At 63.4% G+C, this 22,232-nt stretch carries 17 protein-coding genes and 2 pseudogenes; 5 read left to right on the top strand and 14 right to left on the bottom strand.

The genetic code is table 11. The features are described 5' to 3' along the window. Nucleotides 1-20 precede the first annotated feature (20 nt). Nucleotides 21-802: pseudogene (locus F6X40_RS28635) on the top strand (Y-family DNA polymerase); the annotation flags it as partial. Here F6X40_RS28635 and F6X40_RS28630 read toward each other — a convergent pair. The 6 genes from F6X40_RS28630 to F6X40_RS28605 all read right to left on the bottom strand — a co-directional run bounded on the left by F6X40_RS28630 (nucleotide 769) and on the right by F6X40_RS28605 (nucleotide 9,971). After that, nucleotides 769-2,241 carry a heavy metal sensor histidine kinase gene (locus tag F6X40_RS28630; protein ID WP_187630128.1) on the bottom strand — a complete coding sequence of 491 codons (1,473 nt, stop codon included), beginning with the start codon at nucleotides 2,239-2,241 and terminating at the stop codon, nucleotides 769-771. The pseudogene F6X40_RS28635 and the gene F6X40_RS28630 overlap by 34 nt on opposite strands. Next, nucleotides 2,238-2,924, bottom strand: coding sequence for a heavy metal response regulator transcription factor (locus tag F6X40_RS28625; RefSeq protein ID WP_018424874.1), 687 nt, complete (start codon nucleotides 2,922-2,924; stop codon nucleotides 2,238-2,240). Before F6X40_RS28625 ends, F6X40_RS28630 begins: the two co-directional genes overlap by 4 nt. 106 nt (nucleotides 2,925-3,030) lie before the next feature. Beyond that, entirely contained in the window at nucleotides 3,031-4,566 is a 1,536-nt protein-coding gene (locus tag F6X40_RS28620; protein WP_187630134.1) for an efflux transporter outer membrane subunit, read from the bottom strand. Nucleotides 4,567-4,616: 50 nt separating this feature from the next. Further along, on the bottom strand, nucleotides 4,617-5,843 hold the full coding sequence (locus tag F6X40_RS28615) for an efflux RND transporter periplasmic adaptor subunit (protein ID WP_187630127.1): 1,227 nt from the start codon (nucleotides 5,841-5,843) through the stop codon (nucleotides 4,617-4,619). Between the two features lie 23 nt (nucleotides 5,844-5,866). Continuing rightward, the gene (locus F6X40_RS28610) at nucleotides 5,867-9,127 is read right to left on the bottom strand and encodes an efflux RND transporter permease subunit (RefSeq protein ID WP_187630126.1); all 3,261 of its coding nucleotides are present in this window, start codon (nucleotides 9,125-9,127) and stop codon (nucleotides 5,867-5,869) included. A 409-nt stretch (nucleotides 9,128-9,536) separates the two neighbouring features. After that, nucleotides 9,537-9,971 (bottom strand): VOC family protein, encoded by a 435-nt coding sequence (locus F6X40_RS28605; RefSeq protein WP_008918388.1) that lies wholly within the window; start codon nucleotides 9,969-9,971, stop codon nucleotides 9,537-9,539. Nucleotides 9,972-10,122: 151 nt separating this feature from the next. On the opposite strand from F6X40_RS28605, the gene F6X40_RS28600 reads away from it, so the two are divergent. The 3 genes and pseudogenes from F6X40_RS28600 (at nucleotide 10,123) to F6X40_RS28595 (ending at nucleotide 11,631) form a co-directional block, all read left to right on the top strand. Beyond that, a complete protein-coding gene (locus tag F6X40_RS28600; protein ID WP_187618932.1) occupies nucleotides 10,123-10,998 on the top strand; it encodes a LysR family transcriptional regulator in 876 nt (291 codons plus the stop codon). A gap of 17 nt (nucleotides 10,999-11,015) precedes the next feature. Next, nucleotides 11,016-11,190, top strand: a pseudogene (locus tag F6X40_RS42680) (LysE family translocator); the annotation flags it as partial. A 90-nt stretch (nucleotides 11,191-11,280) separates the two neighbouring features. Next, nucleotides 11,281-11,631 carry a hypothetical protein gene (locus F6X40_RS28595; RefSeq protein ID WP_184040264.1) on the top strand — a complete coding sequence of 117 codons (351 nt, stop codon included), beginning with the start codon at nucleotides 11,281-11,283 and terminating at the stop codon, nucleotides 11,629-11,631. A 141-nt stretch (nucleotides 11,632-11,772) separates the two neighbouring features. Here F6X40_RS28595 and F6X40_RS28590 read toward each other — a convergent pair whose 3' ends face one another. Genes F6X40_RS28590 through F6X40_RS28580 form a run of 3 tightly spaced genes read right to left on the bottom strand, consistent with a single transcriptional unit; the run spans nucleotide 11,773 to nucleotide 15,341 of the window. Further along, nucleotides 11,773-13,017, bottom strand: a complete 1,245-nt coding sequence (locus F6X40_RS28590) for an NADH-quinone oxidoreductase subunit F (protein ID WP_187630125.1) — start codon at nucleotides 13,015-13,017, stop codon at nucleotides 11,773-11,775. Nucleotides 13,018-13,037: 20 nt separating this feature from the next. Then, nucleotides 13,038-14,687 carry an FAD-binding protein gene (locus tag F6X40_RS28585; protein ID WP_187630124.1) on the bottom strand — a complete coding sequence of 550 codons (1,650 nt, stop codon included), beginning with the start codon at nucleotides 14,685-14,687 and terminating at the stop codon, nucleotides 13,038-13,040. A gap of 15 nt (nucleotides 14,688-14,702) precedes the next feature. Further along, the gene (locus tag F6X40_RS28580; RefSeq protein ID WP_184071556.1) at nucleotides 14,703-15,341 is read right to left on the bottom strand and encodes a 4Fe-4S dicluster domain-containing protein; all 639 of its coding nucleotides are present in this window, start codon (nucleotides 15,339-15,341) and stop codon (nucleotides 14,703-14,705) included. Nucleotides 15,342-15,444: 103 nt separating this feature from the next. On the opposite strand from F6X40_RS28580, the gene F6X40_RS28575 reads away from it, so the two are divergent. Beyond that, nucleotides 15,445-16,887, top strand: a complete 1,443-nt coding sequence (locus F6X40_RS28575) for an anion permease (RefSeq protein ID WP_187630123.1) — start codon at nucleotides 15,445-15,447, stop codon at nucleotides 16,885-16,887. A gap of 63 nt (nucleotides 16,888-16,950) precedes the next feature. Here F6X40_RS28575 and glnA read toward each other — a convergent pair whose 3' ends face one another. The 5 genes from glnA to F6X40_RS28550 form a co-directional block, all read right to left on the bottom strand. Next, on the bottom strand, nucleotides 16,951-18,456 hold the full coding sequence (gene glnA, locus F6X40_RS28570) for a type I glutamate--ammonia ligase (protein ID WP_184071561.1): 1,506 nt from the start codon (nucleotides 18,454-18,456) through the stop codon (nucleotides 16,951-16,953). A 93-nt stretch (nucleotides 18,457-18,549) separates the two neighbouring features. Next, nucleotides 18,550-18,753, bottom strand: coding sequence for a hypothetical protein (locus F6X40_RS28565; RefSeq protein ID WP_090806402.1), 204 nt, complete (start codon nucleotides 18,751-18,753; stop codon nucleotides 18,550-18,552). 312 nt (nucleotides 18,754-19,065) lie between these two features. Continuing rightward, on the bottom strand, nucleotides 19,066-20,232 hold the full coding sequence (locus F6X40_RS28560; RefSeq protein ID WP_187630122.1) for a radical SAM protein: 1,167 nt from the start codon (nucleotides 20,230-20,232) through the stop codon (nucleotides 19,066-19,068). A 222-nt stretch (nucleotides 20,233-20,454) separates the two neighbouring features. Then, nucleotides 20,455-21,546: a hypothetical protein gene (locus F6X40_RS28555; RefSeq protein ID WP_184071565.1), complete on the bottom strand. Its 1,092-nt coding sequence runs from the start codon at nucleotides 21,544-21,546 to the stop codon at nucleotides 20,455-20,457. Between the two features lie 473 nt (nucleotides 21,547-22,019). Further along, entirely contained in the window at nucleotides 22,020-22,145 is a 126-nt protein-coding gene (locus F6X40_RS28550) for a zinc ribbon domain-containing protein (protein ID WP_409340077.1), read from the bottom strand. Nucleotides 22,146-22,232 lie beyond the last annotated feature (87 nt).

Raw genomic sequence — 22,232 nt, 5'->3', positions numbered from 1 at the left:
CCCGCCCACGTTCGCCATACGAGATCTATATCGACCTGACCGACCTGCCGGGCGAACCGGCCGACATCGGCCGGCGCATCAAGGACGCCGTTCATCAGGCCACCGGTCTCACGTGTTCGATCTGCGTCGCGCCGAACAAGCTGCTCGCGAAGATCGGCTCCGAACTCGACAAGCCTGACGGCCTGACGATCCTGACGCCGGCCGATATACCGCTGCGCGTGTGGCCGCTGCAGGTACGCAAGGTCAACGGCATCGGCCCGAAGGCCGCGCAGAAGCTGACCACACTCGGCCTCGCGACGGTCGGCGATCTGGCCGCCGCCGACGCCGGGTTGTTGCAGGACAACTTCGGGCGCAGCTATTCCGCCTGGCTGATGCAGGTCGCACAGGGTCACGACGAGCGGCCCGTGGTGGTCGAATCGGAGCCGAAGTCGATCAGCCGCGAGACCACGTTCGAGCGCGATCTGCATCCGCGCCACGATCGACCGGCGTTATCGAGCGCGTTTACGGGGCTGTGCGTGTCGCCGACGATCTCGTGCGCAAGGGTTACGTGGGCCGCACGATCGGCATCAAGCTGCGTTACGACGATTTCCACACCGTCACGCGCGACCTGACGCTCGACGAACCGACCGCCGACGCGAGCGAAATCCGCCGCGCGGCGACCGAATGTTTGCGACGCGTGGAGTTGAACCGCAAGCTGCGGCTATTGGGCGTGCGCATCAGCACGCTGACGACGGCCAGCGAACAGGCGCTGAAGCCGCGCCTGCCGGTTCAGGCCGACTTGCCTTTCGCGAGCGACGAATAGGCGCTGTCGCCGGCGACGCCGGTCGCGTTCGCACGCATGGCCGGCACGTCGCCTGACGTGGACAGCGCCGACGCCGCCACCGAAAACGAGAACGTGTTGACGCCGTTGGCGCTGTGCGCGGACACGGTGCCGCGATGCATCTCCGCGATCGCCTTCACGATCGCGAGCCCTAGCCCGTGGTTTTCGCGGCTATTGGTGCGCGAGACTTCCGCGCGATAGAAACGGTCGAACAGATGTTCGAGGACGTCCGGCGCGATCGGCTCGCCAGGATTTGCCACGGCGACGCGCACCTGGTCGCGCATCGGTCCTTTCCCGCGCGCGATCGTCACGCTGATCGACGCGCCCGGCTCGCAATGCTGGATCGCGTTCATCAGCAGGTTCGTGCACGCGCGGCCGAACAGCGACCGGTTCACGCGCGCGAACGCATCGCCGTGCAACTGCGCATGCACGTGCGCCTCTTCGAGCGGAATCTCCAGAAACTCGAGCGTATGCGCGAGTTCCGCCGCGAGCGACACCTCGACGAGCCCCGTCGCGCGTTCGCCCTGATCGGCGCGCGCGAGGAACAGCATGTCGTTGATGATCGTGCGCATCCGCTCGAATTCTTCGAGATTCGATTGCAGCGTGTGGCGCAGATCGTCGACCGAACGGTTGCGGGTCAGCGCGACCTCGGTCTGGCCGATCAGGATCGTGACCGGCGTGCGCAGTTCATGCGCGACGTCTGCGTTGAACGATTCGAGCCGGCCGTAGGCGCCGTCGAGCCGTTCGAGCGCGCCGTTGAACGAGTTCGCGAGGTCGTTCAGTTCGAGCGGCAGCGACGCCGTATTGAGCCGCTGCGAGCGGTTGTTCGGGCTGACCGCCGATGCGTCGCGCGTCAGACGCGTGAGCGGTGCGAGACCGATGCGCGTGACCGAGTAGCTGAGCAGCAGCACCGCGAGACTGCCGAGCGCGGACAGCGCCGCGAGCGCCGAGCCGAACACGCGCATCGTGCGCAGGTTCGGTGAATAGCTCGACGCGAGCTGCAACTGCACCGGCGGCCGCGCGGCGTTGGCGGGCAAGGTCACCGTCGAGGTCAGCATGTCGGGGCCGCCGCCCGCCGGCGCGATGCGCGCATAGCCGCCCGGCCAGCTCTTCGTGACGGTGCCCTGCACCGGCGTGCCGAAGTGATAGCTCGGGTCCGCGCTCGTCACCGAGTACACGGTGCTGCCGTCGTGCGGCGTCATGTCGGTGAGTTTTTCGCGGCATATCCGCCATTTTTCGGGCGTCACCGCGTGATAGACGATGATGCGCGCGATTTGCGTGCGATCGTCGAGCGACTCGCGCAGATGATGTTCGAGCTGCGTGCGCAGCACCAGAAAGAGCCCCGTGCCGACGAGCGTAAACACGAACAGCGCGACCAGCGCGAACATCGACGCGAGACGGCGGGCAATCGAACGGTTCATGATGTCTCGGCCTCTTCGCGCACTTCGAGCACGTAGCCCATGCCGCGCACCGTGTGCAGCAGCTTCGACGGGAACGGGCCGTCGAGCTTCGCGCGCAGCCGCTTGATCGCGGTTTCGACGACGTTCGTGTGGCTGTCGAAGTTGACGTCCCACACGAGTTCGGTGATCGCGGTCTTCGAAAGAATGTCGCCCTGACGGCGCGCGAGCACGCTGAGCAGTTGAAACTCTTTGGCGGTCAGGTCGAGGCGTACGCCGTCGCGCGTCGCGCGGCGGCCGATCAGATCGACGAACAGATCGCCGACGGAAATCAACGTGGACTCCTGCGAACGCGTGCGGCGCGCGAGCGCATGCAGACGCTCGACCAGTTCGAGGAACGAGAACGGTTTGGTCAGGTAGTCGTCCGCGCCTTCGCGCAGGCCGCGCACGCGGTCGTTCACGTGATCGCGCGCGGTCAGCATGATGACCGGCGTCGACTTGCGCATGCGCAGCGCCTTCAGCACGCTGAAGCCGTCGCGCTTAGGCAGCATCACGTCGAGGACGATCACGTCGTAATCGAATTCGGTGGCCAGATGCATGCCTTCCTCGCCGTCGAGCGCGACATCGACGACCCAGCCCTGCTCTGTCAAACCGGAGCGCAGGTAGTCCACCACCTTGTGCTCGTCTTCAACGATCAGCAATTTCATCCGCGTCCCCATGCCACGTTTGGCGGCCAACTGTCCATTATACGAAACGCCCCTGATGCCTCGCGCCGATCCCACTCCCTCGCCATGGAAGCTCTGCCGGGGCGATTCAGTGTGCAGGAGCCGGTATCTCCTTCTGCTGCGCGCCGCCGGCTGGCGCTTGCTGCGGCGATGCCGTAGCACTGGCGACGTTCGCTGTCGCGTTCGTAGGGGCAGCCTCGTTCCCGGCCATTGCGCCACCTTGCGCGCCGCCCTCCCAGCCGCCGCCGAGCGCCTTCACGAGCGCCACCGACAGCGTCAACTGCTGGCCGTGAATCTGCACGTCCGTGCGCTCGCTGGTCAGCAGCGACTCCTGCGCGTCGATCACGTTCAGATACGCGACGAGGCCGCCCGAATAGCGATCGTTCGCGAGCGACAGCAGCCGCTGCGCGTCCTCGACCGCCTCGCGCGACTGCTTCGCCGCGCCGTCGAGCACCGACAGTCCTGTGATGCCGTCCTGTACCTGCTGGAACGCGCTCAGCACGGTCTGCCGATAATTCGCCTCGGTCGCCTTGTAGCCCGCGCTCGCGTACTGGACGTTGGCCGCGCGCCGGCCGCCGTCGAAGATCACTTGACCGACCGTCGCGCCGAGCGTCCACATCAGCGTCGGCGCGCTCAGCAGATTGGCGAACTCGGTGCTCTCCCAGCCGATGCCCGGCGTCAACGTGAGGCTCGGGAAGAACGCCGCCTTGGCCACGCCGATCTGCGCGTTGGCCGCCGCCATCGCACGTTCCGCCGAGGCGACGTCGGGACGCCTTTGCAGCACGTCGCTCGGCACGCCGAGCGGTACGGTCGGCGCCTTGATGTCGAGCACCTTCGGCTCGATCGCGAACTGCGGTGCCGGCACGCCGACCAGCGCGGCGATCGCATGCTCGAACTGCGCGCGCTGATTGAGCAGCAGTTGCGCCTGCACGCGCGTCGAATCGAGCTGCGATTTCTGCTGCAGCACGTCGAGGCCCGATACCGAACCGAGATCGTGCTCGGTGTTCACGTAGTCGAGCGCTTTCTGCTGCAGCTTCACCGACTGGTTCAGCACGTCGATCTCGTTGTCGAGCTCACGCAGCGAGAAGTAGTCGGTGGCGAGGTCGGTCGTCAGCACGAGGCGCGCGTTCGCGAGATCGTCAGCCGACTGTTCGGCCGACGCCTGCGCGCCCTCGACCTGACGACGGATGCGGCCGAACAGATCGGTGTCATAGCTGATCGTCGGCCCGAGCTGGAGGTTGTTCTGCACCGTCGATTCGGTCGGCGTCGCGTAGTTCGTCAGCGGCCGGTCGTGCGAAATACGGAAGCGCGAGGCCTGTGCGTTGAAATCGACTTCCGGCACGCGCTGCGCGCTGGTGTTCGCGAGCGTCGCCTTTGCCTGCTCGTAGTGCGCGCTCGCGGCGGCGAGCGTCTGGTTCTGCGCGAGTGCCTGGGTTTCGAGCGTCGCGAGCGTGGGGTCGGCGAAGCCCGTCCACCAGTCCGGCGCGATCGGCGCATGCGACGGCGCGGCGACGCGCCAGAACGAATCGGTGTGCCATTCGGGCGGCACCTCGGCCTGCGGCCGCTGATAGTCCGGGCCGACCGTGCACGCGGCGAGCAGCGCCGCGCCGGCGCACGCGCTCAGCGCGGTGAAGACAGTGCCACGCGTACGCGCCTGGCGTGAAGCCGCGAACGTCACGACGCCCCCTTGCCGTTCTTCTGCTGCGGCTGCACCTGCACGTGATCGCCATCGGCAATCGAATCGCTCGGGTTGACGATGATGCGATCGCTCGGCGAGATACCGCTTTCGATTTCGAGCTGCTGTCCGAGGTCCACCGCGATCACGACCTTGCGCAGGCTCACTTTGCCCTTTGCATCGACGACCGCGAGGCGCGGACCCTCCGCGCGAAACAGCAGCGCGTTGCCGGGCACCGTGAGACGCGCATGCGCGGCGGCCGGCACCGCGACCTGCACGTACGCGCCGGGGCGCAGCTTGTCGTCGGGATTCGGCAGCGTCACTTCGATCTGCAACGAGCGCGTGGGTACGTCGATCGCGCCAGATATATGCGTGATCTTGCCGTTGAACTGCTGGCCCGGCAGCTCGGCCTGCGTGACGACGACCTTCTGCCCGAGCGCGACGTTCTGCGCGTAGGCCTGCGGCAACTGCACATAGACGCGCAACGGGTCCGATTGAGCAAGCGCGAACAACGCACGGCTCGTGCCGCTGCCCGCGTCGATCAGATCGCCGACGTCGACGTTGCGCTGCGTGACCACGCCGGTAAACGGCGCGACGATCCGCTTGAACGATTCGAGCTGCTGCAGACGCTTGACGTTCGCATCGGCGGCCGCGAGATTCGCGAGATCCTGCGTGTAGGTGCTCTGCCGTTCATCGAGTTCCTGCTGCGACACCGCATCGCGCTGGCGCAACTGCTGCCAACGGTCCAGCGAACTCTTCGCGAGCGCGAGGCTCGAATTGATCTGCTGACGCTGTGCCAGAGCCTGCGCGAGTTCCTGGTCGATTTCCGGCGTATCGAGCTCGGCGAGCAGTTGCCCCTGCTTCACGTGGGTGCCGATGTCGGCGTACCAGTGCAGCAGATAGCCGGTCGCGCGTGCATAGATCGGCGACTCGACATAGCCGCGCAGCGTGCCCGGCAGCAGCGTGTCGCCACCGCCCTCGGTCTGGGTCGGCGTGACGACGTTCACGTACTGCGTGGCATTCTGCTGCGCGATCGCCGCGACTTCGCGGTTTTGCAGCACGTTCGCGATCACGGTGCGGAGTGTGCCTGCCACGAGCAGCACGAGCACGATCACGACGGCGATCTTCGCGCGCTTCCATTCGCGATGGCGCGGCGGCAGCCGGTGCTCTCCTTCTTCGGTTTCCCGCGCAGGGATCGCTAGCGATGCATGAGTTTTTTCGGTCATCTCAGTCAACCATCGTTTAACTTTTACGCGGGCGTCGCCGCACTGCTGGGTTCCGGTGCGGGGGTGTCACTATGGCCGCCACGGCCACTGCCACCGCCGTTGCCGCCAGCGTCGCCACCGCCGTTGTCGTCGTCGCCGCCGTTCTCATGACGGCGCGCGAGCCACGAATGAATTCCCGCAAACACGAGCGGCACGAAAAACAGCGTCGATACGGTCGCGAACAGCAACCCGCCGATCACCGCGCGGCCCAGCGGCGCATTCTGCTCGGCGCCCTCGCCGAGACCGAGCGCCATCGGAATCATGCCGATGATCATCGCGAACGCGGTCATCAGCACCGGACGAATCCGGCTCGCGCCGGCTTCGAGCGCGGCCGTGAGCGGCGGCGCGCCGGCCGACAGCCGCTGGCGCGCGAACGCGACCATCAGAATACTGTTCGCGGTCGCGACGCCCATCGTCATGATCGCGCCGGTCAGCGCCGGCACGCTCAGATGGGTGCCGGTCAGGAACAGCATCCACATGATCCCCGCGAGCGCCGCCGGCAACGCGCTGACGATGATCAGCGGATCGACCCACGACTGAAAGTTCACGACGATCAGCAGATACACGAGCACGATCGCCATCGCGACGCCGATGCCGAGCCCAAAGAACGAACTGCGCATCGTCTGTACCTGGCCGCGCACGGTGATCGTGCTGCCGCGTGGCAGCGAGCCGCGCACCTCGTCGACGATCTTGTCGACCTGATTCGCCACGCTGCCGAGATCGCGCTTTTCAACGCTCACATACAGATCGATCACCGGACGGATGTTGTAATGCGTGACTTCCGCGAACTGGCTCTTCGGCGAGATCTGCACGAGGTTGCCGAGCAGTTGCGTCGGCCCGTTCATCGTGGCCGAGACCGGGGTGCGCAACAGTTCGTCGATCGAAGACACCTGGTACTGCGGCGTCTGCACCGCCACCTTGTATTCCACGCCGTTCCTGTTGTTGACCCAGAAGCCCGGCGACGTCTGCGAGCTGCCCGATAGCGAAACGAGCACGTTCTGCGCGACGTCGTTCGCGGTCAGGTTCAGTTGTTGCAGGCGGGTGCGGTCCATGTGCAGATCGATCACCGGTTCGTCGAGCTTCTGCTGGATATGCGTGTCGACGGTGCCGGGAATCAGTCGCACCTGCTTCAGCAGCTTGCGCGCGACGTCGAGGTTGCCCTGCTGATTCGCGCCCGAAATCTGCACGTCCACCGCGGCAGGCAGGCCGAAGTTCAGGATCTGCGTGACGATATCGGCCGGCTGAAAGAAGAACTCGACGCCCGGGAAACGCTGCGGCAGGATCGCGCGCAGCTTGTCCATGTAGATCTGCGACGGCTTGTGGCCTTCGTTCAACGCAATCTGGATCTCGCCGTCGAGCGTGCCCATCGTGCCCGCATTGCTATACGACAGGTTGATGCCGCTATACGGCAGCCCGAGGTTGTCGAGAATCGTGCCCAACTCCCTGGGCGGCACGACTTCGCGGATCACCTTCTCGACCTCGTCGGCCAGCCGCGCGGTTTCTTCGATACGCGTGCCGGTCGGCGCGCGCATGTGCAGACGGATGTCGCCCGCGTCGACGCTCGGAAAGAAGTCTTCGCCGAGTGCAAAGAACAGGCCCATCGACAGCACGCAGAAACCGAGGAACAGCGCGCCGAACATCTTGCGACGCACGAGCAGGCTGCTCAGGATCACGATGTAAGTCGCGCGCATGCGCTCGAAGCCTGCGTCGAAGCGGTGATACAGACGCATGAACAGATTCGGCTTCGTGCCCGCCTTCGGCTTGTGCGCGTGGCCCATCAGCAGCATCGCGAGCGTCGGCACGAGGGTACGCGACAGGATGTACGAAGCGAGCATCGCGAACACCACCGCTTCCGCGAGCGGCACGAATAGATAGCGCGCGACGCCGGTCAGGAAGAACATCGGCACGAACACGATACAGATACACAGTGTCGAGACGAGCGCCGGCACTGCGATTTCGCCGGCGCCGTCGAGAATCGCATCGTGCAGATTCGTGCCCAAGTGCAGGTGCCGCTCGATGTTCTCGATCGTCACGGTCGCGTCGTCCACCAAGATGCCGACCGCGAGCGCGAGGCCGCCCAATGTCATGATGTTGATGGTCTGCCCGAGCGCGTGCAGCACGATCAGCGACGACAGAATGGACAGCGGAATCGAGATCGCGATGATGCAGGTGCTGCGCCAGTTGCCAAGGAACAGCAGGATCATCGCGGCGGTCAGCGCGGCGGCGACCAGCGCTTCGCGCACCACACCCTGCACCGCCGCCTTCACGAATACCGACTGGTCGAACAGCGCGGTGATCTGCAGATCCGGCGGCAGCGTGGCGCGCGCGGCCGGCAAAATGCCTTTCAACGTATCGACGATCGACAGCGTCGACGCGTTGCCGTTCTTCAGCACCGAAATCAGCACGCCGCGATGGCCGTTCTGCCGCACGATGTTGGTCTGCGGCGAGAAGCCGTCGCGCACATGCGCGACTTCACGCAGATAGGTCGTCGCGCCGTTGACGGTGCGCACCGGAATGTCGTTGAGACCTTCCAACGTCGGTGGCGAACCGTTCATGTCGATCGTGTATTCCTTCGGCCCGATCTTGGCCGTGCCCGTGGGCAGAATCAGGTTTTGCGCGTTGAACGCGTTGACCACATCGGCAGGTGTCAGGCCCTTGGCCAGCATCGCGCGCGTGTCGAGGTCGACCGAGATCAGCCGCGATTTGCCGCCATACGGATACGGCACGGCGGCGCCCGGAATCGTCACGAGTTGCGGTCGCAGGAAGTTCAGCGCGGTGTCGTTGAGATCCTGCTCCGAGAGTTTCGGACTCGACAGGCCGAGTTGGATGACTGGAATACTGGAAGCCGAGTAGCTGATGACCAGCGGCGCGGTGGCGCCCGGCGGCATCTGCTTCAATTGCGCCTGCTCGATGGCGACCGTCTGCGCGATCGCCGTCTGGATGTTCGCGTTCGGCTGCAGAAACACCTTCAGGATCGCGATGCCGGGGAGCGATTGCGATTCGATATGTTCGATGTCGTTGACCGTCGTGGTCAGACTGCGCTCGTTGACCGACGTGATGCGGGTGGCCATGTCTTCGGCCGACAGCCCCGTATACGTCCAGATGATGCTGACGACCGGAATGTTGATATCCGGCAGCACGTCGACGGGCATGGTGAACAGCACGAAGGGCGTCGCCAGCACGATCAGAATTGCCATCACGATGAACGTGTATGGCCGCTTAAGCGCTACGTTGACGATCCACATTGAAACGGGCCAGAGAAAATGCGGGTGGAGGGAGGGATTGAATCTGCGCTTATGCTAGATCGATGGCACCAACGCCTGCATGGCATGAAAATGGCGAAATCGTCAGGAAGCTTGTTGAAAGCAAATGCGCCATTTTTGAAGGCGAAGGGCTCTCGCCGAATTAGCTGCGAATTAGCCGCAAAGCAAACGTTTGTTGAATAAATTTACGCGCAGTTAATGAAACGTTTGCTGATACGCGGCACGTTTTTTGGCCGAAATAGTATGAAACATGCTTTCAGATTGATTCGCAAGACGGGGCGATTTTGCTCTGAGTGGCCATCCCCTTCAACGAAAATAGGCCGGTCAACCTGAATGGTCGACCAGCCTTCATTTGCGGTTATCCGTATCTTGGCGTCAACGCCCGCGACGCTTATTTGGCGAACAGCGACGACATATCGGCGAACGCCTTGAACTCGAGCGCATTACCCGACGGATCGAGGAAGAACATCGTCGCCTGTTCGCCGACCTCGCCCTTGAAGCGCACATGCGGCTCGATGATGAATTCGATGCCGGCTTTCTGCAGTTTGTCCGCGGCGGCCTGCCATTGCTCCATCGACAGCACCGCGCCGAAGTGGCGCACCGGCACCGCGTCGCCATCGACCGCGCTGGTATGACGGTGACCGACTTCGTCCGGCGCCAGATGCGCGACGATCTGATGACCGTAGAAATTGAAATCGACCCATGCGTCCGAACTGCGCCCTTCCGGGCAGCCGAGCAATTCGCCGTAGAACTCGCGCGCGGCGGCGAGGCTATGAACAGGAAACGCCAGGTGGAACGGCGGCAAAGCGGTTTCGGCAACGCTCATGATAGGAAGACTCGCTGGGGTGGGTGTGAGGATGAATTACGACTCGCACGACTGGCAACCGGTTCAGTTGAAGCAAAGTTTAATCATGAATAAAAATGTTGAGAAACGATATATATTTGACCTGACCATCACCTAAATCGATTGATCGAACATGCTCAGCGAGTTGAAAACCTTGATTGCCGTCAGCCAGTACGGCACGTTCTCCGGCGCGGGCGCGCGCATCGGGCTCACGCAATCGGCCGTCAGCGCGCAGATGCAGCGGCTCGAACAGGAACTCGGCTTTCAACTGTTCGACCGCACCGGCCGCTCTGCGACGCTCAATGAGGCGGGTCGCGAAACGCTCGCGCTCGCAGAGGAAATGATGACGCTCTATGCGCGGCTCTCCGAGCGCAGCGGCGGCGCCGCCGAAAGCGGCATGCTGCGGGTCGGCGCGATCGCGTCCGCGCAGGTGTCGCTGCTCGCCGACGCGCTCGCGCGCTTTCGCGACGACCGTCCCGGCTGGCGGATTCGCGTGGTGCCGGGCGTGTCGCTGGGGCTGCTCGGCCAGGTCGACTCGGGCGAGCTCGATCTGGCCGTCATCATCAAACCGCCGTTCGCGCTGCCGTCGGAACTCGAATGGCGCACGCTCGTCGCCGAACCGTTCGTGCTGCTCGCGCCGAAACAGCTTGCGCGCGGCGGCCGCTCGTGGCGCGAACTGCTGCGCAGCGAGCCGTTCATCCGCTACGACCGCGCGTCGTTCGGCGGACGGCTCGTCGACCGTTTTCTGCGGCGCGCGCGCCTTGGCGTGCGCGATGCGGTCGAGCTCGACGAATTGCAGGCGATCGTGCAACTGGTCGCGCGCGGCATGGGTGTCGCGCTGATTCCGAATACGGCCGGGCTCGGCAAATGGCCAGCGAGCGTCGTCGCACTCGAACTCGGCGATGCGAGCTTCGAGCGCGAGATCGGGCTCGTGCTGCGGCCGCGGCATAGCCGGCCGGTGGTCGCCGATGCGTTGGCGGAGTGTATTGCGAGCGCGGCGCACGGTTGAGCGCTTTGCACGCCGCATGCATGGTGATTGGTGCGACGGTATTCAGCAGCTACGCGGTGCTGTTTTCGACGGCGTCCGCACGCCGCGTCTATACGGCGATCCGGCGATCCGGCGATCCGGCGCTGGCTCGATGGCTCGCTCGCGGTGATGTTCGGCATTGCGGGGGTCAAATTGTTGACGTCGAAGAGTTGAGGTGGGTCGGGCGCGTCTGGGTCGCCCGAGGCCGCGCTCTGCGATACTGGCGGTTCGGCTCCATCAACGACGGCACCCACCCACGCAACGATGAACGGCAACGACCACGACGCACCTTCTTCCAACCAACGCTCGCCGCTGCAAAAGCGGCTCTATCTCACCGGCGCGGCGATCCTGGTCGTCAGCCTGATCGCCGCGGTGCTCATCTACGTGAGCGTGCCGCCGCCCGATAGCGCGGTCGCGATGTACGGCATGATCGATCCGCGCTATCAGATCGAGCTACAGCAGATCGGCGGCAACGCGGCAGTGCTGATGGCGCAGTTGCATCAATGGTTCGATAGCTTGTGGCACGGTGCCAGGCTCGCTTATACGGTCGCGGCGCTGGGCGCTGCGCTGGCGGCCGGCTGTTTTTTCATCGGCCGTTTTTTCGCGGACGATTAGTCGCGAGGCACTCGCCGTCAATCGCTCTCACGCCATGACCGAGCTTGCGACGTAGCAACGTCCGAACTTCGCTGTCGCTCAGAATTCCGATGTCGGGCGAAATGTCGTCAATGTCGCCACGAGCGGCGATCCTCATCCCGCCTACGCCATCAATAGCGCTTCATATTCCGCGCGGAACTGGTCGATGGAACTCTCCACCACCGTCACCGCGCCGTCGATCAAACCGCAACGCCCGCTGCCGGGAAGAAGGCGGCACAGGTTCTCCAGTGCCTCCAGATCGGCACGCACACCGCGGCCCGTGTCGAGCCGGTTGAGAAGCCGCATCATCTGAAACGTTCCGCCCTTGCATGGCGGGCACTGGCCGCACGAACCCTGAGCGAAGAAGTTCACGTAGTCCGCGACTTTGCGCACGATGCTCGTGCCTTCCGACACCACGATCATCGCGCCCGTCCCCAGACGCGAACGGCGTTGACGCACCGAGTCGAAGTCCAGTGCAACGTCGAGATCGCGCTTCGTCAGCAGCGTGTTGGATGGGCCGCCCGTGAAGACCGCCTTGAACTCCTTGCCCTGCAGCATGCCGCCGCCGTGCTGGAACACCAGCGTCTCCAGGCTCGTGCCCATCGGCAGTTCGTACAGGCCGGGACGCAGCACGTCGCCGGAAAGCGAATAGAGCTTGGTTCCGGCGGCGTTCCCCACCCCGAGGTCGCGGTACCACTGCGCGCCGTGGCGCAGAATCCCGGGTACGTGGGCCAGCGTCTCGACGTTGTTGACGATGGTCGGTGCGCCGTGCACGCCCTGCTCGGCCGGGAAAGGCGGTTTGCGCCGCGGAAACGGAAAGCCGCCTTCGACGCTGGCGATCACCGCCGTCTCCTCTCCGCCGATGTAGAGCCCCGAGCCAGGCACGACGCCAAGCGACACCGGCGCACCGATCCAACGCTCGATAGCGGCGAATTGCGCGTGCCCCGACCACTGCTTGACCGCCTCGCGAGTCGCGGCGAGAGACCCCGTCTGATGCGGATTCACGTACAAGACGACATGGTTGGCCCGCGTCGCCACCGCGGCAATCAGCGCGCCCTCGATCACCTGATGCGGTGTGTGTTCGAGCAGAAAGCGATCCTTGAAGGTGCCCGGCTCGTCTTCGTTGCCATTGCAAACGACGTACTTGTCGCCATCAGGGGCGGCCGCGACCGGCGCCCACTTTCGATGCGCGGGGAAGCCAGCGCCTCCCATTCCACGCAGGTCGGCCTGGGCGATCTCGGCGAGGATCGCCCCCGGGTCTTCGAGCGCTTTGGCGAGTCCCTCGCCGCCGCCGCGCGCGAACCACGCATCGAGGTCGGCACCGACGCGGAAATCGTCCCTCATCAAGCACTGATTCAGCATTTGCATCGCGTGCTCCGTGGTTCGCCTCACCGGATGCCGCCGATCACGCGACCGCGTGCGCTCGCGCGCAATCCCGCATCGACTCGCAGATCGAAATGGGCATAGGCGGGAAAGAGCTGCGGCGCCTTGACGTGAAGCGGCAGTCCCGCCAGCGTCAGCTCTCTCTGCCACGCGTGCACGTGACCGATTCCGGCGCGGTTCGCCATCACCCACTCGCTGGATTGCGCGGCCTTCGCGCCGGCACGGCGCCCCATGCTCAGAATGTCGAGCAGCGCGTTACCCATCAAGCGGTTGCGGCCGTGGATGCCGCCCGTCACCTCGCCGACACAGAAAAGGCCGGGGACGTTGGTGGCGCCGTCTTTGTCGATGGCGACGCCGCCGTTCTGGTAGTGGAGCGTGGGATAAACGAGGAACGGCTCCTGCGCCGCGTCGATACCGCATTTGTGCGCGAGATGGCGAAGCGTGACGAGGCGTTTGGCCAGAATGCCCGGATGCTCGATTTCGAGTGTCGGCGTATCGAGGAACACGCCGACCTGGCCGTCGCGCTCGATCCCGCGGCCCTGAGCGCACTCGCGCAGGATCGCCGATGCGACGACGTCGCGCGGCTTGAGTTCGTCCACGAAGCGTTCCCCTTCGCCGTTCAGAAGTCTCGCCCCCGCGGATCGCGCCGCCTCGGAAATCAGACCGCCCGCCAGATGGTGCGGGTAGGCGATGCCGGTGGGATGGTACTGGAACGAGTCGAGCTCGCGCAGGCGCGCGCCGATCCGATAGGCGAGCACCAGACCGTCGGCGGTGGCGCCGTAGTGGTTGGAGGTCGGAAACGAATTCAGGTGCAGTCGCCCCGCGCCGCCGGTGGCGAGGATCACGGCGCGCGCGCGCACCAGCACGAAGGTACGCCATTCGAGGTTGTAGATCACCGCTCCGGCGCAGCCGCCGCGCTCGTCGGACAGCAGTTCGACCACAGGGCAGCGGTTCCACAATTCGATGCCCGGGTCGAGGTCCACCGCCTCGCGCAGCACGCGCATCATTTCGAGGCCGGTATAGTCGCGATACGACAGAATGCGCGCCGCCGATGCGCCTCCGGGCTTCTTGCGCATCAGATTGCCGCCGAGCGGCTGGTCCTCTTCCAGATCGAACATCATGCCGAGCTGGATCAGCCAGCGAATCACATCGGGGCCGTCCATCACCATCTGGGCCACGAGTTCGGGTTCGCCGCAGAAGTGCCCGGCGCGAAGCGTGTCCTCGAAGTGCAGTTGCGGGCTGTCATCCTCGCCGATGGCCGCCTGGATTCCGCCTTCGGCCATCACGGTATTGCTGTCGCCGAGGCGCAGCTTGGTGGCGAGAATCACGCGCGCGCCCTGCTGCGCCGCCGTGAGCGCCGCGGCGCAGCCACCACCGCCGCCGCCGATCACCAGCACCTCGGTAGTCATCAGCTGCGCGCCGGCGATATCGACATCATCGATCAGCGCGTTGGCCTGCAGGTGCCGCGCGAGATCGGGCTGACACGGCTCGCCGCGATTGACCCCGACGCTCAGCGTGACGCGCGCATGCGGCCCATGATCGGGGTGATAAGCCTTCAGCAATTCATCGACCGGAACGTCATCGCCGCGGACCGTGGCCGCCATCCCGGGGCGGTAGCGCTGGCGCGCGTTTTCGTAGGGTATGCCGGCGGACATGATGATTCGCCCCGGTCAGCGCGGCGGCTGCGCGCCCGGCGCAGCGAAGTCGATCGTCAGCTCGCCGCTCTCGATCTGCTGCAGCCGTCGCATCAGATTGGCCGGACGCAGCGAAAGCGACGCGACCATCCGGCGCACGAACACACCCAGATGGTTGGGCCGGATATGCTCGGGGCATGCGAGCGTGCACAGGTTGCACATCACGCATTCGTCGAACACCTGGCTCGATGCGGCCAGATTGCCCTCCACCGCCAGGTTCACGCCGCGCTGCACGTCCAGCCCCTTCGGACAGGCGCGATCGCAACCGTTGCAATGACGGCAATGCGATGCTTCGGGGAAGATCTCGGCGATCTTGCTGAGCGCCTGCCAGCTGTCACCGATATCTTCCATTCGATACAGGTGACGTTCCGATTCCGTGAAGTAATCGAGGAAGGCGACCTGCATACCCTCTTCGACAAGGGTCTCGCAAGCGAGCGCGGTGTGGACTTCCTGTTCGCCGTTGCGTCGCACCATCACACGGCACGACCCGCACACGCCCTGCGACATGCAGCCGACACCCTCGACGAGGGTCTGCCCCGCGTGCCCCATGGCCTGCAGAATCGAGCAATTGCCCGGCGCCTGAATCTCGCGCCCTTCGATACTCACGCGAACCATGGCCTCGCACTCTCCTTGCACGCCGTGAACACTTCACTGGCGAACGCGCCGAAAAGGTCATATAAACCTTAGCACAAGGACGGTGATGAGAAAGGGGCATGGCATGAAAACTTTCTGGAAGGCCGTCGCTCCGCTGATCGTGGCGATCGTCATCGCACTGATTCCCGCCCCTCCCGGTCTCGCGCAGCACGCGTGGTATTACTTCGCGATTTTCGCGGGCGTGATCGTCGGGCTGATGCTGGAGCCTATTCCGGGCGCCGCGATCGGTCTCATCGCGGTGACGCTCGTCGCTGTATTCAGCGAGTGGGTGTTCTTCAGTCCCGCACAACTCGCCAAGCCCGGTTTCAACGTCGCGAACGCGGGGCTCAGCTGGGCGCTTTCAGGTTTCTCGAATGGCACGGTGTGGCTGATCTTCGGTGCCTTCATGTTCGCCCTCGGATACGAGAAAACCGGGCTCGGCCGGCGCATTGCATTGATGCTCGTACGGGCGCTGGGTCGCCGGACCCTCACGCTCGGTTATGCGGTGATGGCGGCGGACGCCGTGATCGCGCCATTTACCCCTTCCAATACGGCCCGCAGCGGCGGGACGATCTTTCCGGTAATTCGCAGTTTGCCGCCGCTTTACGACTCGAAACCGAACGATCCGTCGGCGCGGCGCATCGGTTCGTACATCATGTGGACCGCTATCGCCACGACCTGCGTGACGAGCTCGATGTTCCTCACCGCGCTCGCACCCAATCTGCTCGCCGCGGAACTCGTCAAGAAAACGGTCGGCATCGACCTCGAATGGACGCAGTGGTTTCTGGCCTTCGCGCCCGCGGGCATCTTGCTGCTGCTGGCCATACCGCTGCTGACCTACGTGCTTTATCCGCCGCAAGTGAAGCGTAGCGCCGAGGTGCCAGCCTGGGCTGCCCAGCAGCTCAAGGAGATGGGGCCGCTCACGAGGCGGGAAATCATGCTCGCCGTGCTGGTGCTGATCGCTCTCGCGCTGTGGGTCTTTGCGGACGACTACGTCAATCCCACGACCGCGGCGCTGATGGTGATCGCGCTGATGTTGATCACCCGGGTGGTGAGCTGGGACGACATGCTCGCCAACAAGCAGGCCTGGAATACCCTCGTGTGGTTCGCGACGCTCGTCGCCCTCGCCGATGGGCTCAGCAGGACCGGCTTCGTCAAATGGTTCGCCGCGACGATATCGACCCACATGACCGGCTTTGCGCCGACGACGGCCGCGATCGTTCTCGTGCTGATCTTTTTCTTCACGCATTACATGTTCGCGAGCATCACCGCCCATGCGACGGCGATGCTGCCGGTCATGCTGGCGGTGGGCTCGACGATTCCCGGCATGCCGATGGAGGCGTTCGCGCTGATGCTCTCGCTGACGTTGGGGATCATGGGGATCCTGACACCGTATGGAGCGGGGCCGAGCCCTGTGTACTTCGGCAGCGGGTATCTGCCCGCGGGGGATTTCTGGAGACTCGGGCTGATTTTCGGCGTCGTTTATATCGCCGTGTTTCTTCTGATTTGCGCGCCGATCCTGCTTTGAGCTTTGAGGCCGCGCTTGCGCGGCCTCCTGCTTCGAAAGATCGCGACGATTTCCCTCGTTCTTCTAGATATCGAAGTACAGATAAAACTCCCATGGATGAGGACGCAATTTGATGGTGTCGATCTCGCGGCTGCGCTTGTAGTCGATCCAGGTCTGGATCACGTCGTCGGTAAAGACGTCGCCTTTGCGCAGGAACGTGTTATCGGTTTCGAGCGCCGCCAGCGCCGCGTCGAGGGAGCCTGGCACCTGCCGTATATTGCGCGCTTCTTCGGGCGGCAGATCGTAGATGTTGCGGTCGAGCGGCTCGCCGGGATCGGTCTTGTTTTCAATGCCGTCGAGGCCGGCCATCAGCATCGCGGCGAAAGCAAGATATGCATTGGCCGACGGGTCCGGACAGCGAAATTCGACGCGCCGGGCGTTCGCCGAATCCGAATACATCGGAATGCGCGCCGCAGCCGACCGGTTGCGCTGCGACATCGCCAGATTGACGGGCGCCTCATATCCGGGTACCAGGCGTTTGTATGAATTCGTCGTCGGCGCGCAGAAGGCCATCAGCGCGGGTGCGTGCTGGAGCAATCCGCCGATGTACCAGCGGCACAGGTCCGAAGTCAGCGCCCAGCCGCCCGCGTCGTAAAAGAGGTTCTGTTCGTCTTTCCACAGGCTCTGGTGACAATGCATGCCGCTCGCATTGTCGGCGAACAGCGGCTTCGGCATGAAGGTTGCGACCTTGCCGTGCCGACGCGCGACGTTCTTGCAGACGTACTTGTAGATCATCACGTTGTCGGCCATGCGGGTCAGCGTCGCAAAGCGCATGTCGATCTCGTTTTGTCCCGCGGTCGCAACTTCGTGGTGATGCACTTCGATCTGTACGCCCGCCTGCTGGAGCGTCAGCGCGATTTCCGAGCGGATCTCCTGCAGCGTGTCATGAGGCGGCACCGGGAAATAGCCCTCCTTGTAGCGCTGCTTGTAGCCGAGGTTGCCACCGCCGTATGCGCCTTCGTCGCGACCGGTGGTCCAGTCGCCCTCGCCCGACTCGACGTAGTAGTAGCCGCAGTGCTGATCCTGGCCGAAGCGGATGGAGTCGAAGATGAAGAATTCGAGCTCCGGCCCGAAATAACACGTCGTCGCGATGCCCGTCTGGCGCAGATAGTTCTCCGCCTTTTTCGCCACGTAGCGCGGATCGCGCGAATACGGCTGCCGCAGCACGGGATCGACGACGTCGCAAATGATCGACAGCGTCGGCGTGCCGCAAGCCGGGTCGACAAAGGCCGTTGCCGGGTCAGGCCGCAGCAGCATGTCGGACTCGTGGATCTCCTGAAAGCCGCGGATCGATGAACCATCGAAACCGATGCCGGCGCTGAACAGGTCGTCGTGAACCTCGGGAAGCGTAATCGAAAAATGCTGCCAGAGTCCGGGCAAGTCGGTGAATTTCAGATCGACGATCTGAATATCGCGCGCTTGCAGCAGGCCGATCACATCGCTTGCGCTTTGTGGTCGCGTGACGCGATAGCTGCCCGCTTCGACGGACGCCGCAAACGGCGATCCGGTGGTTCCTTGCGTACTGGCCATGAACTTTGCCCTCTTCCGCCCCATTACCGCCCGTGTACTTATAGTCCAACGTTAGTACGTCCACGCGCGAAAGCAAGGCGGCAGTGCGTGGACCTAGCGGTCTTGCTCCAGTGCCTTCAAATGAGCCTCGCCGGCATCTCTGGCAGCGGCGGACGTCGCATACGTCTCGTCCGAAACGAGCGAGCGTTTGACCTCACGGGCCGCGAAGTCGACCAGCGTGATTACCCAGACATGCTCGCCACTCTGCTCGGCCGTTTGCACGAAAGCGCGCACGTCGCCCTTGTCCTCTGATTTCATCGTGACCTCCTTGTGGAAAAGTCGCGCGGAAAAAGGGGAGCGCGACAATAAAGCCGTTCGCGAGCCGCGGTGCTTTCCTCACGGAGCGCGTAGCTTGATCTTAGGCAATGGAATCGGTCCAATGACAGTTTTCTCGCTTCCGATGCCGAGCACAGCCGATGGGTTCGGCGGTGAAAGCGGCTTGCCCGCAATCATCTAAAGCCCTCATCGAGACCTTGTCGGGAGGCGCGGTTGCGCCGGTCGAGTAACGCGGACGGGCGTTCGACTGGGCGAGCCGTCTCCCCCCAGGGACCTCAGCCGCGGAAATCGAGCTCATTCAGTTTGCGGCGTAGAACGGCGTTGGCCAGTCCGTCTTGCGAACGAGATGAACGCTGCCCGAGGTAATTCTTCCACTGAAAGCGCCCACAGCGAATACGCAACGCTGCGCTGGAACAACAAGCCGACAGCAGCCCGAAGCTGCCCCTTGCCCAGCGCGTACACCGAGTCGGTCACGGCGACGGCACCGTGCATCAGAATGCTGGCATGCCGGTAGCATCCCATCATGCAGTCATTGCAGGGTTGCCGTTGATCGGGCAGGCGGTCGAGGTCGAAGACGGAGCCCATCGGCTCAGGCCACGCCTCGCAACGCCAAACATCGAGGTTCCAGTCGATATAAAAGTACTTGCTGCCACCGATGCATGGAACCAGTTGCTGTTCGCCGCGCACGAAACGCGCGACCTCGGCCAGCGCAGCGCTCGGGTCCATGACACGGAAATGCTTCTTGAGGCGCGCGATTGCGCTCAACGCTTCCAGTAGTTCGTCGGTGTTCAGGTCGACGAGTTTCGATTCTTCGTCGTAGACAAGCGATGTAGATCCAAACGCCTCGCGCCGTGGATAGGAAAAAACGACGGCATCGAAGCCGAGGCGGTTGAGCGTCTCGGGAAGCGACTCGTAATGGACCAGTCGGCTCACCGTAATCGATGCGCAGACCTCGATGCCGAAGCTATGGGCCTGAGTGATGCCGTCGCGGATGCGGGCCTCGAGACCGCGCAGACCGCGATTGCGCTCATGCTCGCCCATGTCCGCGCTATCGATGGAAATCAGCAGACGCCTGAGGCCGGCGGCCGCCAGTGGCTTGATGTAGCGGGGAAGAAACCAGCCGTTCGTGATCACGCCGCACTGCATGCCGGCCTTGGTGGCCGAAGCCACGAGCGATGCGATCTCGGGATGAACCAGCGGCTCGCCTCCCTGCAGCGTCATGTAACGAATCCGGCGTCTGCGCAGGATCGGCAGTGCGCGCGCGAACTCATCAGGGTCGAGATAGCGACGTGGCCCCGCCAGATTTTTCTCGCGAGAGAACCCGCAGAAGTCGCATGCGGCGTTGCAAACGTTCGTCACCGATACGTCACACACCGCGGGCAGCGGATTGCGCGGTTCGCTGCCGACACCGTCTGCATGCCGCTGATCGCGCCACTTGATGATCCGCTCTGTCGTATCCATGGGACCCTCACGGCCTGCCGACGAATTCGGCAAGAAGCTTCATAGAATACGCTCAACGCGCTGCGCGTGATCCATTCTTACGCCAGCCTACGCCCCGCCCCGTGACGGCCAGCGGATGGAAACTCCGCACCGTTGAAGTTAAACAACCGCATAACGGCAACCACGCGCAAATGACGTTGCCTGTCATGCGTACCGCGCCGTCAAACCGGCAGCGCGCACTGTCTATTTCCAGATTTGCACGCTCCCATCGAGATACCCAATCTCCTTCGTCTTGCTGCCCGTAAGCAGGCACGAGGTTGAAACGGCCCGAGTCTGGAGCGCAAGTCGGCTCACGTCTCGCAGATGCGCATAGGATTTCAAACGAGTCGGCGTTTTTGGTGTGACATCCCGTTTCAGGCTCTTGATAAACACGTACTTATAGTCGCTCTCTGTGTCGTGTTCGGCCAGGTAATTAGCCAACCACGCAGTCGCAATCGAAATGACGCGATTCCGCGCTTCATTGGCGTTATTCTGGGCTATCGACTTCCCCATATTGACCGTTCCGAAACCGGCCATCGGATGCTTTGCCATCTTACGCGTGAGGCCTGATTTCGCGCTCCGTCCTGGAATGTCGTCCGGAGCGGGTTGCGCGTCTGACGCGCCGGCATGCATCAACATCGACGCCCAGGTATAGTACTGGCCGTTTAGCCCATAGCATATTTGCTTCTCAATCAAGTCGAGCAGCATGAAGGTCGCCATAAAAACGCCTCCTCCCGACTTATCCCGGTCGGCGCCTCCCTCGCTGATCAGCAGTCCCGCGATCGTATTGGCCAATTCGACCGCGTCGTCGTCGCCGCTGGTTTGCCCCCACAGGAGTTGCCGCGCTTTGGTGGCCGCTGTCGAATAAACCTTCGCGACCCGCCGTGCCTTGCGGGTGTAGACCGTCTGCGCCTTCGGGTCGAATCCGCGCGCCTTATCAGCCAACTCGCCTGCGGTTACCACGTGCGAAGTCGCCAAGGCGACTTCGCCTTCGAGGAGTTCAGGCGGAACCTCAGTCACGTCCGACGTGTAGCTCTTCAAACCTTTTGCCGCTCCGCCCCACTTCGCAATTAGCCGGTCTGCCACCTTGATAAAAACGGTTTCTTTCCCCACCGGCTGTTGGCTTAACCAGTACCAGTCTCCAATTCCAAGGGGTTGGTAGGGAACGGCGAACGTGCCCTCGCCGTGTGGTTTGCTTGCAGTTGGTTTGGTGCTTGCTAACAGGTTCCAAATGTCCGCATACAGCAGGTGATCAACGTCTAGCGATTTGAATGCTCTACCGAATCCGATCTTCATCTCGACCTCACAAAGTGGGTTTGAATCGAAAATTGGTATACCGCAATCAAGCTGTCGCGCAAGTTGGCGGAATTGGCGCGTTCTTCAACTCGACTTCCTCGAGCTATGCCTTTTAAATTCCGCGCGTTAAGCCGCAATTGAACATGACGCTCGCGCTATATATCTTATTAAAATTCGCGGCGGATTTCGTTCTCTATCGCTTTGGTGCATTTGATCCAGGTGGACGCCATTTACCGCGATTAGCGTCTATGGCTTATGCCATTTGTCCGGATGGATTGCCTACAGAAATGTTGTTACGGGACTCGACTGCGCCGCACAGTCGGCAACCGGCTTACGCCATCCCACGAGGCGACGGGAGGATCGGCGAGCGTAGATCCGCCGGCATGGCAGAACCGACGCACGAATGTCCGCGCGAAAGCATGGGCAACGGCTGCAAATGGCCCGGATTTTGCCGTCGCCCGATCAGACAGGTTTCAGCTCTTTCTGGAGGTTTTCGGCACAAATGGCGTGGGTATGTGCAGAACCTTCTCGCTTCCGCACTTTGGGCAAGCCGGATGAGCGTTTTCATGTTCAGCAAGATGCTCGGCATGTTCGAACATCTCACCGCACTTCTCACACCTGTACCGGTAAGTCGGCATGGCATTCCTCCAAAGAGAATCCCGCACGTCTGGCTGACCAGATACGTC

This window comes from Paraburkholderia sp. UCT31 (genome assembly GCF_014397655.1).
In the GTDB taxonomy this organism is placed as follows: Bacteria; Pseudomonadota; Gammaproteobacteria; order Burkholderiales; family Burkholderiaceae; genus Paraburkholderia; species Paraburkholderia tuberum.
This window is presented reverse-complemented; position numbering and strand designations above follow the sequence as displayed.

What these genes read in the sequence shown, in the direction of transcription:
- F6X40_RS28630 (WP_187630128.1), bottom strand. Translation starts at nt 2,241, where the DNA reads ATGAACCGTTCGATTGCCCGCCGTCTCGCGTCGATGTTCGCGCTGGTC.
- F6X40_RS28625 (WP_018424874.1), bottom strand. Translation starts at nt 2,924, where the DNA reads ATGAAATTGCTGATCGTTGAAGACGAGCACAAGGTGGTGGACTACCTG.
- F6X40_RS28615 (WP_187630127.1), bottom strand. Translation starts at nt 5,843, where the DNA reads ATGACCGAAAAAACTCATGCATCGCTAGCGATCCCTGCGCGGGAAACC.
- F6X40_RS28610 (WP_187630126.1), bottom strand. Translation starts at nt 9,127, where the DNA reads ATGTGGATCGTCAACGTAGCGCTTAAGCGGCCATACACGTTCATCGTG.
- F6X40_RS28605 (WP_008918388.1), bottom strand. Translation starts at nt 9,971, where the DNA reads ATGAGCGTTGCCGAAACCGCTTTGCCGCCGTTCCACCTGGCGTTTCCT.
- F6X40_RS28600 (WP_187618932.1), top strand. Translation starts at nt 10,123, where the DNA reads ATGCTCAGCGAGTTGAAAACCTTGATTGCCGTCAGCCAGTACGGCACG.
- F6X40_RS28595 (WP_184040264.1), top strand. Translation starts at nt 11,281, where the DNA reads ATGAACGGCAACGACCACGACGCACCTTCTTCCAACCAACGCTCGCCG.
- F6X40_RS28590 (WP_187630125.1), bottom strand. Translation starts at nt 13,017, where the DNA reads ATGCAAATGCTGAATCAGTGCTTGATGAGGGACGATTTCCGCGTCGGT.
- F6X40_RS28585 (WP_187630124.1), bottom strand. Translation starts at nt 14,687, where the DNA reads ATGTCCGCCGGCATACCCTACGAAAACGCGCGCCAGCGCTACCGCCCC.
- F6X40_RS28580 (WP_184071556.1), bottom strand. Translation starts at nt 15,341, where the DNA reads ATGGTTCGCGTGAGTATCGAAGGGCGCGAGATTCAGGCGCCGGGCAAT.
- F6X40_RS28575 (WP_187630123.1), top strand. Translation starts at nt 15,445, where the DNA reads ATGAAAACTTTCTGGAAGGCCGTCGCTCCGCTGATCGTGGCGATCGTC.
- glnA (WP_184071561.1), bottom strand. Translation starts at nt 18,456, where the DNA reads ATGGCCAGTACGCAAGGAACCACCGGATCGCCGTTTGCGGCGTCCGTC.
- F6X40_RS28565 (WP_090806402.1), bottom strand. Translation starts at nt 18,753, where the DNA reads ATGAAATCAGAGGACAAGGGCGACGTGCGCGCTTTCGTGCAAACGGCC.
- F6X40_RS28560 (WP_187630122.1), bottom strand. Translation starts at nt 20,232, where the DNA reads ATGGATACGACAGAGCGGATCATCAAGTGGCGCGATCAGCGGCATGCA.
- F6X40_RS28555 (WP_184071565.1), bottom strand. Translation starts at nt 21,546, where the DNA reads ATGAAGATCGGATTCGGTAGAGCATTCAAATCGCTAGACGTTGATCAC.
- F6X40_RS28550 (WP_409340077.1), bottom strand. Translation starts at nt 22,145, where the DNA reads ATGTTCGAACATGCCGAGCATCTTGCTGAACATGAAAACGCTCATCCG.